Annotated in this window: 14 protein-coding genes; 3 read left to right on the forward strand and 11 right to left on the reverse strand. The window is 43.9% G+C overall.

All coding sequences use genetic code 11. The features are described 5' to 3' along the window. The first annotated feature begins 330 nt into the window (after window positions 1-330). Window positions 331-1,311, forward strand: a complete 981-nt coding sequence (locus M886_RS05330; protein ID WP_048050807.1) for a hypothetical protein — start codon at window positions 331-333, stop codon at window positions 1,309-1,311. Between the two features lie 49 nt (window positions 1,312-1,360). Here M886_RS05330 and M886_RS18590 read toward each other — a convergent pair whose 3' ends face one another. The 11 genes from M886_RS18590 to M886_RS05380 all read right to left on the reverse strand — a co-directional run bounded on the left by M886_RS18590 (window position 1,361) and on the right by M886_RS05380 (window position 9,169). Then, window positions 1,361-1,510, reverse strand: coding sequence for a hypothetical protein (locus tag M886_RS18590; RefSeq protein WP_160173158.1), 150 nt, complete (start codon window positions 1,508-1,510; stop codon window positions 1,361-1,363). Then, the gene (locus tag M886_RS05335) at window positions 1,507-2,352 is read right to left on the reverse strand and encodes a Rossmann-like domain-containing protein (RefSeq protein ID WP_048050808.1); all 846 of its coding nucleotides are present in this window, start codon (window positions 2,350-2,352) and stop codon (window positions 1,507-1,509) included. The genes M886_RS18590 and M886_RS05335 overlap by 4 nt, the downstream gene beginning before the upstream one ends. Window positions 2,353-2,375: 23 nt before the next feature. Then, on the reverse strand, window positions 2,376-3,167 hold the full coding sequence (locus M886_RS05340) for a nicotinate-nucleotide pyrophosphorylase (RefSeq protein WP_048047033.1): 792 nt from the start codon (window positions 3,165-3,167) through the stop codon (window positions 2,376-2,378). A 171-nt stretch (window positions 3,168-3,338) separates the two neighbouring features. Further along, window positions 3,339-4,400, reverse strand: a complete 1,062-nt coding sequence (locus tag M886_RS05345; protein WP_048050809.1) for an ATP-binding cassette domain-containing protein — start codon at window positions 4,398-4,400, stop codon at window positions 3,339-3,341. After that, window positions 4,397-5,203 (reverse strand): ABC transporter permease, encoded by an 807-nt coding sequence (locus M886_RS05350; RefSeq protein WP_084685047.1) that lies wholly within the window; start codon window positions 5,201-5,203, stop codon window positions 4,397-4,399. The genes M886_RS05345 and M886_RS05350 overlap by 4 nt, the downstream gene beginning before the upstream one ends. Continuing rightward, a complete protein-coding gene (gene modA, locus M886_RS05355) occupies window positions 5,191-6,009 on the reverse strand; it encodes a molybdate ABC transporter substrate-binding protein (protein ID WP_048050810.1) in 819 nt (272 codons plus the stop codon). Before modA ends, M886_RS05350 begins: the two co-directional genes overlap by 13 nt. 185 nt (window positions 6,010-6,194) lie before the next feature. Next, complete coding sequence (locus tag M886_RS05360; protein ID WP_048050811.1) at window positions 6,195-6,836, reverse strand: NAD(P)H-dependent oxidoreductase; 642 nt, start codon at window positions 6,834-6,836, stop codon at window positions 6,195-6,197. Between the two features lie 94 nt (window positions 6,837-6,930). Beyond that, window positions 6,931-7,506, reverse strand: coding sequence for a flavodoxin family protein (locus M886_RS05365; protein WP_048050812.1), 576 nt, complete (start codon window positions 7,504-7,506; stop codon window positions 6,931-6,933). 81 nt (window positions 7,507-7,587) lie between these two features. Further along, window positions 7,588-7,929: a putative quinol monooxygenase gene (locus M886_RS05370; protein ID WP_048050813.1), complete on the reverse strand. Its 342-nt coding sequence runs from the start codon at window positions 7,927-7,929 to the stop codon at window positions 7,588-7,590. Continuing rightward, window positions 7,926-8,450 carry a nitroreductase family protein gene (locus M886_RS05375; RefSeq protein WP_048050814.1) on the reverse strand — a complete coding sequence of 175 codons (525 nt, stop codon included), beginning with the start codon at window positions 8,448-8,450 and terminating at the stop codon, window positions 7,926-7,928. The genes M886_RS05370 and M886_RS05375 overlap by 4 nt, the downstream gene beginning before the upstream one ends. Before the next feature lie 161 nt (window positions 8,451-8,611). After that, window positions 8,612-9,169 carry a flavodoxin family protein gene (locus tag M886_RS05380; RefSeq protein ID WP_011033530.1) on the reverse strand — a complete coding sequence of 186 codons (558 nt, stop codon included), beginning with the start codon at window positions 9,167-9,169 and terminating at the stop codon, window positions 8,612-8,614. Between the two features lie 156 nt (window positions 9,170-9,325). Between M886_RS05380 and M886_RS05385 the strand changes: the two genes are divergently transcribed. Continuing rightward, complete coding sequence (locus M886_RS05385; protein ID WP_011033531.1) at window positions 9,326-9,712, forward strand: winged helix-turn-helix transcriptional regulator; 387 nt, start codon at window positions 9,326-9,328, stop codon at window positions 9,710-9,712. Between the two features lie 285 nt (window positions 9,713-9,997). Then, entirely contained in the window at window positions 9,998-12,337 is a 2,340-nt protein-coding gene (locus M886_RS05390; RefSeq protein WP_048050815.1) for an ATP-dependent DNA helicase, read from the forward strand. The last annotated feature ends 88 nt before the right edge of the window (window positions 12,338-12,425 follow it).

Here is a 12,425-nt window from a genome sequence, read left to right on the forward strand (position 1 = left end):
ATCTCCTCATTCCCGTTCATAAATATGAATGGCCTGCCAATTTATTCTGAATTTGAATCCATATGTTTTCAAAAAAAGTTGTTTAACCTTCGAATCATAGTTTCTCGTCTTAATCTAACAAGTATATAATTAGAAAATTTAAAAAGTATTTTATGATATGTCAATGTTTTATTTAATAAAATTGTGCAGCTGAGCTCTGAAGCCGGTGGAGCAAAAAGATAAGGAATTTAATCATACTGTATTTCACTAATGCGCAGATGCTTGATTTTGAGCTCAGTTTAATACAATAATAAGACTGGAGTTCTAAACTAACTGTTAAGGTCTGATTAAATGATCAAAAGAAGGAATACTGGCAAATGGTTAATGCTTATAATTTCTGCTTTTATTTTATTATGCAGTTTCGCAGGTGCAGATGACAGTGAATTTAACGATTCCGAATCAGATGAGCCCCCAGATTCTATAAAGAAATTTGCAAATAACCCCTTGTTCATAGCATACAGGGGAACTATACCAGAAACTGTCAATCAGGAGTGGAAAAATTCAATTACAGATTGCTGGCTAAATCTTAACAAAATAGGGCCTTCATATTCCGAATTTGACCGCTCTATATCAGGCGTTGCTGCCAGTGATGTAATTATAGTGGAATTGGGATCTGCCTATAAAGGAGAAGTAGATGACTCAAGAATTGACGCGATGTATTTGAAAATTGAGGAATATTGCGAAGAGCAGGAGGGAATAAGTGATATCCCTGTGATTTTTATGTGGGCACAGGACGAGGAGGATCTCCCGCTACCTGACTACGGACCTCAGATTTTCGAGGAAGTTAAAAATGAGCCCGGGTTCATAGCCACTCGGGGAACAATGCCTGTAGTTACAGATTCCAGTGGAAAAGTGGAGTGGGAAGAGAAAGCACGGGATTGTATCCATAGTTTCAGAACTGAACTTCGGCCCTACATGAAGTCATCTGGTGGACCATTGACTGGGTATGGCTATAATTATAGGGGATATATATCCGTAGGACTTGATCCAGAATCTCCAGAAAGTGTTAATGATTCTATAATTGATGAAATTTATCTAATAATCGAGGAACACTGTAAACAGGAAGGTATAAGTGAGGTACCAGTAGTGTTCGAGTGGATGGGAGTTCCAAAATTAGACGAAGAACTTTTACCAGAAGATGAAATTCCAAATGTGAATGAAAGTGATGATACACTCTTACCAGGCAGTGAAGAAGGTATTGCTGGGAATGAGACTACCAATCAAATACCTGGCTTTACTTCGGTAATGTTCATTTTGGGACTTTTATCATAATAATCAAGCGTTAATAACATTCTTTTTTAAGCTCTTTTTGCCAGTTTCTTTAAATTTTTCTGGCTTTCTTCCCCTTTTTTTCAACATAGTTATTTTTCTTCTCGTTTTCTTCTTCTGAAAGGTACCTTCTCCCCAGATAATTCAGCTTTTTCGGCAGAGTTACGTCTCTGCAGTTCACTGTCCTTTTCGTTTCGCTCAAGAGGACTTATTTCTGTCTTCATTTTTATTTTGGAAAGCAACCTTCTCCCCGCAGCACTGGTGCAGTTTTTTTGTTCCTCCTGCCTCACTTACCACCGTAAGCATTGTCAGGGGGTCGATAATCCGGGTTCCCATTATTGCAGTAATCCCTCTACTGAAGAACGGGGCAGGGTAGAGAGGCGCGCTTGGTCCGAGCAGGACAACTTCTCTTGCTGCACCCCGGAAGGAAAGGAGCTCATCAAAAGTCCGGTTGGCAAGAGTACTTGCACTGAGGATCATCACATCCGATGCGGGGAGAATTTCTCTGGCTTTTTCCGAAGGCAGGGTCGTGGTTTCAGGAAATTCGATTTCACGCTTCTCAAGGATCGTAAGTTTCTCGGTTATTTTCAGGATTCTCGGGACAAGAGGAGCAAAATAGCCTACCATTACAACCCTATCTTCAGGTTTTATAAGGTCAAGAATGTCTATTTTTGAAACAGAAAATTTTTTGGGTTCCAGATCATGGAGCATATGAGAAAGCGCATTTGCGGTTGCAACTCCGATTGCTGCCTCAAACGGGTTTCTCGACAGGGCAAACTCGAGCACTTTATCCGCAGAGCTTCCTTTCAGAAAGCCCGCAAAACCGAGGGCAGGACAGCCCGAAAACTCATAAAGTGGTGTGCAGGCAACGCCCCCGTAGTTTTCGGAAAGCAGGACTCCAGTATAAGCAAGCCCGATCCTGACATCCTTTACTTCGATTTCTTCAAGAGCAGGACCAAGGTCTTTTTTTAGCGCGGTTACGAGGGCAGGCAGGGTTCCGTTTTCTTCTTTTTCGGTTTCCTGTATGTTTTTGATTTCTGGCATGCGTTCACCTTTTATTTATCAGCTTACAGCCTTTCGATCTTCGTTGTAAAGTCAAGAGGATTTGCGTAATAGGGAGCACTTATGACAATAATCTCAACAAAGGGAGCGTATTCGAGGATTCTTTTTGCCTCGATTCCTCCCACTGCAAGCTCGAGTTCAGGGTTAAGTTCCTTGAGTTCTGGTCCGAGTTCCCTCAGTTCTTCCGGGGAAAGATGATCAAGGAGCATTATGTCCGACATTTCAGCATATTTGAATGCTTCTTCTCTCGATCTGGGCTCGATTTCTATCTTTTTCATAGCCCTGAGCTTTCCCAGTTCCCCTGCAACTTCCAGGTGGTTCTGGCTTATCTGAATGGAGTCGCTGAGGGAATTCCTGTGGATATCTCCTCCGCCTGCCCGGACTGCTTTAAGCTCAAATATCCGGGCCCCTGGGTGCGTCTTCCGGCTCGTTGCAATAATAATATCAGGATTAGTTCTTCGGGCCTCACTGACCATAGAGGCTGTTTTCGTGGCAATGGCGCACATCATGGTCAGAAATGTCTGGGAAACTCTCCAGAATCTGAATATAAGTTTGATGTCTCCTTCTGCTTCGAAAATTGCATCTCCGGGCTTGAAATTTTCCCCGTCCCTGAAGTAATTCAGGACTTTCAGCCCTTTTTTCTCATAATATCCTGCAAGGTCGCCGGCACAGGCAGAGGTCCCGTTCTCCCTCGAAACAATCCTCATTTTCCCCCTGCCCACAAGCCTGAGCAGTTCTGCGCTTTCATCCTGATAGGGGCAGTCTTCGTAAAAGTAGAGATCAAAAAGGTCTATCATGTTTTGCCTCGAAAATTCCTTACTTTTTGTTTCTATTTTTGATGTTTTTCTGATATTTTCTTTACTGCGGATCTTTAACATTTTCTTTTATTACGAGCTTTTCACATCTTTTTCTCTGTTTCCTGTCATTATTCTCCTTACTTATTCCCCTTACTTATTCACCTTACTTATTCACCTTATTATCCTGGCATTTGAAGCCTTGAACACAGCATAGATTTCTCTTCCCGGTTCGAGCCCAAGCATTTCACAGGATGTCGGCGTGATCACAGCTTTAATCTCAGCATTTCCGATCTCCACCTCGACCACGACAAGGTGTTCTTTTTTGAAAACTCCTGAAACCCTTCCCTGCACTGTGTTCCGCGCCGAGCTTTCTAAAGCTTCTCTGGCAAGGATAATTTCTTCAGGGCGGATAGAGACTGTAACACCTTCCCCGGGCTCGGCTGGATCTGAGGAATATATTTTCATGCCTTCGGCTTCGACCACTGTAAGTTTTCCTTCAAGAGCCTTTACACAACCTTTCAGCACATTGGTGCCCAGAAACTCGGCCACGAAGTCTGGAGAAGGTCTCTTAAATACTGATTCAGGGTCTCCTGCCTGCATAACCTCACCTTTTCTTATTACGACCACGCGGTTTGCGAGAGCCCAGACGTCTTCAAAGTCATGGGTCACGTGCAGGACAGTGGTGCTGTATTCACTTATCGCCTTTTTCAGCATCTCCCTGAGTTTTTCTTTTGTCCTTGCATCAAGGGCGCTGAATGGCTCGTCAAGAAGAAGCAGTTTTGGCCTGACCACAAGGCTCCTTGCAATGGCTGCCCTCTGCTTCTCTCCTCCACTCAGGGTAGCCGGCTTTCTGTGAAGGAGCTCGCCTATCCCCAGGACTCCGGCGATCTGCTTTACTTCCGCCTCGATCTGCTTTTTGTCTCTGAGCTTTTTTCGGAGGGCATATGCTATGTTTTCAAAAATATCCATGTGGGGAAAAAGCACATGGTCCTGGTACACTATGCTCATCTGCCTCATGTCAGGAGGAAAGTCAGTGATATCTTTTCCTTCCAGGATAATTCTTCCTTTCTCGGGTCCGTAAAATCCTATTATGGTTTCAAGAAGCAGGGATTTCCCGCTGCCTGTAGGACCTATCAGGGCCAGGTAATCGCCTTTCTCAGCTTTGAGCCTTATCCCGCTGAGTTCGAAATCTCCTACATCAAGGCAGAGGTCCTTTACCTCAAGAAAGCTCAAATCCTTCCCCCTTCGAACTTCTCAACGCTGAGGATTGCGAGAAAGGCTATTCCCATTAACAAAATCCCGCTTGTGATAGCCATTTCCAGGTTTCCGTAGGAAATGTTCAGGTAAAGAGTAACGGGCAGGACTTCGGTATGCATATATGATCCTCCTGCAAGCACCAGCACGGCTCCGAAAGCTCCTATACAGCGTGCAAAGGTAATTACTCCCGAGGCAAATAGCCCGCTTCTTGCCATAGGAAGGGTCACATGTCGGAATGTCTCGAATTCCCCGTACCCGAAACTCCTCGAGACCTGTTCGTATCTCGGGTTGATATCTTTAAAAGTTGAGTAGATTACTCTTACAGCATAGGGAAAAGCGACAAAAAACTGCGCAATTATTATCCCAAGCTTGCTGAAAGTAACCTTTATCCCCAGAGCTTCAAGGTAAGGACCAAGGAATCCCTGCCCGAAAAGAAGCAGGAGCGCAAGTCCCATTACCAGTTCAGGAAATGCCATAGGAAGCCCGAGTACGGTTTTTATAACGCTTTTTCCGGGAAAGGAAAAACGGGAAAGTGCGTAGGCTGTGGGGATTGAACAGCACATAACGGAAAGGGTTGAGGCTGAAGAGGTCAGCATGGAAAGCTTCATGGAATAAAGCATTTCTTCAGAAATCAGGGATGAAAGAAGATCTGAAGGTTTGAGCACAAAGAGCAGGGTCCCTACGGTCATAAAGAGCAAAAAAGTGAATGTACAGGCGATACCCACGGTAAAGGTCCTGAACCAGGAGCGTTTCACGCCCCGGGATTTTAAGTGTCGCATGGCTCAAAGCCCCATTTTTCCCAGACCTCTTTTGCTTCTTCTCCAGCAATATAAGTGTTAAATGCCTCTGCCAGTTCACGGTCTTCGGTATATATGGAAACTGCTGTGGGGATGGTCTTTATTTTATTCTGTTCTTCGGGGATAGAAACAATTTCCAGCTTTCCGCTGGCTTCTCCCCAGCTTGCCATATCTTCCCATATAATTGCCGCATCAACTTCACCGGATGCAATGTAGATGAGGAGCTGATTTACAGTAGCCGTTTTGACAATTATGTTCTTTTCGACTGCAGAAAGGATTCCTGCCTGTGTGCAGATGACTTCCGATACCTTGCCTATTGCAGGCCCATTAGGGTCTCCTAGAGCCAGTTTTACCCCTGGTCCTGCCAGGCCTTCAAGTCTGCTTATATTTGCAGGATTTCCCGCAGGAACTGCGATAACCGGGATGTGCAGGGTCAGGTTTTCCACGCTTTCATTGAAAACATAGTTCCTGTCCATAGCCTGTTCAGTATAGTAGTAGTCTCCCGGGATGAAGATGTCACATTCCTTTGAGGTCAGAAATCCGAAGATTTCTGCACTTCCCCCGTAGCGGACCTCAATATCTGCTCCGGTTTCTTTCTCAAAATTCTCAATCAATTCGTTCATGGGCTTTATCAACCCGGCTCCAGCGCAAACCGTGACCTGCCTTCCTTCAAATGCTTTTTCCGGATTTTCAGATACAGGTGTAGAAGCCCCTTTTTCAGCGCAACCTGAGCCTGCCAGAGACAATGCCAGTACTATGATAATTATGAATGCACAGACTTTTTTCACTCAAAGACCTCTTCAGATGGAATTTCAATGATATGTCTGAACATACATAACGGTTAATAAAGTTTTTTGTAAAAACATTATATGTAAATATTATTATCCAGTAGCATAAGACTTGGGTATGATTCAGGCTGCTCCACAGTTCCCTGAATACTTAAAAAATTAAAAAAAGGCGTTTTCTTTTCTATTTATAGTTCGGAAATTCTCTTTTTATATCTCTCCAGTTCTTCGGTTCCCTTTTCCTGTTTCATGGCACTGGCTTCATAAACTATGAAGGATGGCAGCACTTTCATTCCCATATACTCAAAAACGCAGTGAGTTACGGATTCAAGATGCCTGTGAATATCGCCATGAGCTCCACCCTCAGAATACATTTCTTTCGGAGCGCCGGTAGTAAATGCAAGCATTACTGATTTTCCTTTCAGGAGTCCGGTGTCATAGGCACTGCTGGTTATGGGATTAAAACCAAATCCTGGAGCCAGTACACGGTCAATCCAGCCTTTCATTATTGCTGGCATGGTTGTAAAGTAAATTGGGAACTGAAATATCAACAGGTCAGCCCATTCTACTTTTTCCATCTCCTCTTTTATGTCGGATGAAAAAGCCCCGGTTTTTGAGGCTTTGATAGCTTCGAGGAAAGCATTAAATAAATCCGGGTTTTTTCTCTCTGTAAAGTCCGAGGCTTTCAGCACAGGGTTAAATTCCATCGCGTAAAGGTCGGAGAGCTTTACTTCGTGCCCTTTGCCCTTCAAGGCAGCAATAGCTGTATCTTTCATTGCAGCGTTAAAGGACTTCGGCTCAGGGTGTGCAAAGATATAAAGGACTTTCATTTTATTTCCCCCCTTATTCTATCCATGAAATTCGTTTCCCTGAATAAATATGTAAGGCTGCCTCCCCTGTTAAGTTATGCATTCTTCTGTTAATTTATTCATTAAGTTTTTTCAAAAGCCATGCCATGTTCTGGCCCAGGATCTGCATGGTCTGGATGCCCTCATCGTCTTTTTCAACATCCCCTTCTGCACGCCCTATCCCCATATTCCAGTAGCTGGATCCTGGAATTATCATCTGGGAAATCGTGAAGAAATGGTTAATGGAATCAAAAACGTGGATTGACCCGGCTCTCCTTACCGCCACAACAGCCGTCCCTACTTTGTACCTGAACATTTCGCTATTGGCTTTCGCAACAAAACCTGCTCTGTCTATAAGAGCTTTGAGTTCAGGTGTCAGGTCTGCAAAATACGTGGGTGAAGCAAGGATTATGCCGTCGGCTTCAAGCATTTTTTCGATGCATTCGTTGACAATATCATTGTCAATTACGCACCTTCTGTCTATGTTTTCAAAGCATTTTGAGCAGGCAGTACAGCCGTGCACGCTTTTCCCACCGATTTGCACTATCTCGGTTTCTATTCCTTCTTTATCAAGCTCTGCAAGGACATGCTTTATTAAAGAAGCTGTATTGCCTTCCTTCCTCGGACTTCCGTTAAATGCAACAACTTTCATTATTTTTCTCTCCCGAGTACTCCTGACTCATTCCTTCAAAAAATGAGTGAAAATATAATTTAAGGACTGAAATATAATAAATTACAGCTTTTTTCTGTATATATTGATTTCAGTTTCTTTGTCAAGACACTCTGAAAGCAAAGGAAATATCTCTTTAAAATGATCGGATCTTATATGTTGATCAAGGCTGCCCTCGTCTTTCCACTCTTCTAACATTGTCAGGATTTCAGGATTCTCCAATTCCTGATATACCCCATAATCTATACAGCCTTCCTCTTTTAGCGTCTCTTCAATAAGGCTTTTACACAAATCCATAAATTCCTGAACCTTTTCAGGTTTGACCTGATTTTTTGCAACAACCCTTATAGCCAATAAATCACCAGCCTGCAAATAGTCTTGATCTGCCAGTATTTGCAGAATCATTCTCTTTTTTGACCGTATCTGTTATTGTAGACTTTCTCTTCCCTGTACCTGTCCTGAGGTGAGGGTTTTTCTGCAGGATAACCAACAGGCACAAGCCCGAGAGGAAATACATGACCAGGCAGTCCAAATGTTTTCCTGAAGCCTTGAACTCTGTCTGTCATGGGAAAAATTCCTGTCCAGACCGCTCCCAGCCCTGCATCATGAGCTGCAAGAAGAAGGTTCTGAATGGCTGCCGAGCAGTCCTGTACCCAGTACCCGGGTGCTTTTTCCTGGGTAGTATCCCCACAGACCAGAATTGCCAGAGGAGCTTCCCTGCACATGCCGGCATAAGGGCTGAATGTTGGAATCTCGTCCAGAATTTTTCTGTCATCGATTACAATGAAGACCCAGGGCTGGGCATTAACCGCAGAGGGGGCACTCATTGCTGCCCTGAGCAGTTCGGTAACAAGCTCTCTCGGAACTGGTCTGTCAGTGTACTTTCGGATGCTTCGGCGAGTGTGGATTGCTTCAAGAGTTTCCATATTCAGACTCCTCCTGTTCGTTGATGAAAGATCTGGACGAGGAAACTATTTCCAGTTTTCTTTCGCCCTGTCTTATTATCCCGTTTTTATTCTCTTTCCCGGTTTCCCTATCTTATCTTATCTTATCTTGTTTTTTTGTTTTCTTTTCCGGTTGTTTTATCTTATTTAAAGAGGTTAATGCCTGTATTTTTTGCTTTTTCCATAAGTTCTGTGTCTTCTTTTACTTCTCCGGGTGCATGGTATCCGATTCCTACAATCGTATCCTTTACATCCATGCGCATGAAGTTCGAAATCTGTCCTTTGAATTCCTCATAAACTCCTTTGAAAGCTTCCGCATCAGGTGCTCCCTGAGTTCCTATGACCACAGCTTTTTTTCCGGCAGGGAGGCGGGGAGAGAAATCAGCATTTATGAGGGAATAGCAACGGTCAAGGAAAAGCCTCATCTGACCTGTAAACTGACCAAAGTAGATGGGGGAGCCAAAAACAACCCCGTCCGCTGATGCAAGTTCGTCGAATAATTCCATAAGGTCGTCTTCAAGCTTACACTTATCATGGCTCTTGCAGTAATTGCATCCCTGGCAGCCGCTGTAGTTCATCTCGTTAAGGATAAAGTTCCGGGTCTCGGCACCTGCCTCTGCTGCGCCTTCCAGAACCTGCTGTACAAGGATGTTTGTGTTTCCATTCTTTCGGGGGCTTCCAACAATTCCTATGACTTTCATTCTTACACCTTTTATCTTTTATTCGAGCTTTTTTACAAAATAGAGATCTTTCTGTCAGTAATTTACATTTCTCGATATTTAATTTACAGCAACTATACTTATATACTATACATACAATCCGGATACTCAGTAACAAAAAGGATACAATGAAAGAGTATGGCAAATGAGGTAAAACAGAATAAACATTATCAATGTCCTGTTGAAGCGACTCTGAATGTAATCGGAGGCAAGTGGAAGCCCATTATTCTCTGGCAGTTGAAAACGGAAAAGCTGAGATTTTCCGGTCTCCAGCAGAATATGCAGGGGATATCTCCCAAGATGCTTACAAAGCAGCTCCGGGAACTTGAAGACGCGGGGCTTATTTTAAGGAAAGTTTATCCTGAAATCCCTCCCAGAGTCGAATATTCTCTAACGGAATTCGGGAAAACCGTGCTCCCTGTCCTGGACGCACTCTGCGAGTGGGGAAGTAAATACCTTGAAAGGGAATGCTCTTCTGGTAAAAGCGGGGAATTAAAAACTGCTGACTTCTCCACTTTACAGTAAGCCTGTATATTATCAGTATCAGAAGTCATTTTATATGATTTATCGTTTACAGGACCATTATTTCAGGAAAAATAGATGTCTGAAAACAGGCCATAATTCTTTATAAAAATGGGTTTCAAAATATTTAATTACTGTTAGGTGATAATTAATTACAGTTCTTAAAATCCTTGACAACAGTCCTCAAAGTAAATTAAAAGAAACTGCAATTTGTGCTGTATTGCAATAAGCGTATAATAGCTATAAATACAGAGCTCTGGAAACCGTAGAGACCTCAGGATTAAGCGTATGATGCAAAAGAACGGATACATGCGATATTTTACAAAAAAAAGCTGCTACCCAAATCAGTCAGAGGCTATGGATAAAATTCATTCTGCTCTCCAGAATGAGAAAATAGTGCTCTTTGAAGGGGCATGCGGTACGGGCAAGACTTTAAGTGCACTTGCTCCTGCACTGCATGCGGGAAAGAAGCTCAATAAGGTTGTAATTATAGTCACGAATGTCCACCAGCAGATGGTCCAGTTCATAAATGAAGCAAGAGACATCAACAGGGACAACAGCATAAAAACAATCGTTTTTAAAGGTAAAGCTTCGATGTGCCCTGATAATCTTGACTACGAGGAATGCAGGCTCAAAGGGGAAAACACCTATGACCTTCTTGATTTTGAAAGGGAGGTCTCTTCAAAGGAAAAAGAACTCAAAGACGCCTTCGAAAAACACAAGAAATCAAAAGATCCTGCCCTTTACATCCTCAGGAACGAGCTCGAAAAAGAACTCGATGAAGCCCGAAAAAAGGCTCAGTCCTTAAGGAACCATTCCTGCTCCAGGCTTTATGAAGTCCTCAAGTTCGAAAGCAGCGAATTTTCTTCCTGGCTCTTTTCGGACGTCAGGAGTCCGGAAGAAATTATGGAGTATGCAAAAGACCGGGGAATGTGCGGGTATGAGCTGCTTAAAAAAGAACTCAAAAATACTGAGCTCCTTATCTGTAATTTCCATCATGTGTTAAGTGCTGACATCTTCATGACGCTTCTCAAATGGCTTGAGAGAGACCCTGAAGACGTCATCCTCATCTTTGACGAAGCCCACAATATCGAGGCTTCAGCACGTTCCCATTCCTCAATAATGCTTTCTGAACTGACCGTTGAAAAAGCCCTTTATGAAGTGGGAGAAATTCCTGAGCCTGAAAGCTCTCCCGTATTCGGGGGAGGTTCATTCTCCGGTACAGGGATCCCTCTTGACGAAGATTACGCTTCAAGGATTTATGCCAGAAGGCTCTTTTCCTGTCTTCTTACCGCAATCAGGGATACTTATGACTCAAAGCTGAAGTTCGGGGAAAGGAACAGGCTTGGAAAACACTGGCAGGATATCCAGATAAGCGACCCCTATGAACGCCATGACGTCCTGAAAGCCCGCTTTTTGCGGGACGCACAGAAGGAGGGTTTTGCAGACGAAGAAACGGTTCTTACCAGACTGCGTGAAATCGGGGAGTTCGGAGGCAGGCTTGAAGAGATTTATGCTGAGAACTACAAAAAAGGGCTTCTTTCCGTGCCCAAGCGTTCCCAGATCCGTTATGTTGCAGATTTCCTTTCTTCTTACCTTGTGCTTTCGGACAGGCAGAACTATTATCCGATCCTGAACATGCGCAGGGACTTTAAAAGTGACAGGGTTGTAGGCAGGCTTGAACTCTTCACCTGCATCCCGAAAAATGTGACCCAGCCATTGCTTGACTCCGTTTATTCCGCGGTGCTAATGTCTGCCACTCTCCGTCCTTTCGAAATGGTCAGGTCCACACTGGGCATTAGCCGGGAAGTGGAGGAAATTACCTATGGGACAACTTTCCCACAGGAACGAAGGCTTACTCTTGCAGTCTCAGTTCCTCCCCTCTTTGCAAAAAACAGGGACAGCCCTGAGACCCTTGAAGGTTTGAGAGAGGCTCTTCTTGCTGCCACTGCTGCCTCCCCCGGGAATGTAATCATTTATTTCCAGAGCTATGCCGAAGCACTCAGATATACGAAACTCCTTGAGCCTGAACTCTCAATTCCTATTTTCCTTGATGAGATTGGGGTATCAGCTCAGGAGATAAGGCCGAAGTTTTTCAAAATAGGGGAGCAGGGAGGAAAAGCTGTGCTCATAACCTACCTCTGGGGAACATTGAGCGAAGGAGTTGATTTCCGGGACTCCCGCGGCAGGACTGTAATTGTAGTGGGCGTGGGATACCCTGCTCTGAATGACAGGATAAAAGCTGTCGAGTCGGCATACGATACTGTTTTTGGGTGCGGGGAAGGCTGGGAATTTGCAGTCCAGGTTCCGACAATAAGGAAAGTGAGGCAGGCAATGGGAAGGGTTGTCCGCTCTCCGGGAGATTTCGGGGTAAGGATTCTTCTTGACGCCCGCTACCAGGGTTCTCAGGTGCGAAAACTGGGAAAATTTTCTGTTTTTGGATACTTCCCACCTGAAGAAAGCAGGGAATTCATTGATGTAGCCCCAAAAGATGTAGGAAGCCTGGTAGAAGAGTTCTTCGCAAACACATTGCCTTATAATCCCGAAAAAATTGAAACTGAAAAAAAAGAGCCGGAATCTCCGGCTTCAGGTCGGCTAGAGTTCGGGAGCCTTGCAGAAAAACTCTAATGGGGAAATGGCTCCTTTACTTCAGCCAAACCCTTTATGTTTATTATTTAACTCCGTCTTTTCCTTTCTCTTATTTTCTTGTTGTTTT

This window comes from Methanosarcina soligelidi (genome assembly GCF_000744315.1).
GTDB classification, from domain to species: Archaea; Halobacteriota; Methanosarcinia; order Methanosarcinales; family Methanosarcinaceae; genus Methanosarcina; species Methanosarcina mazei.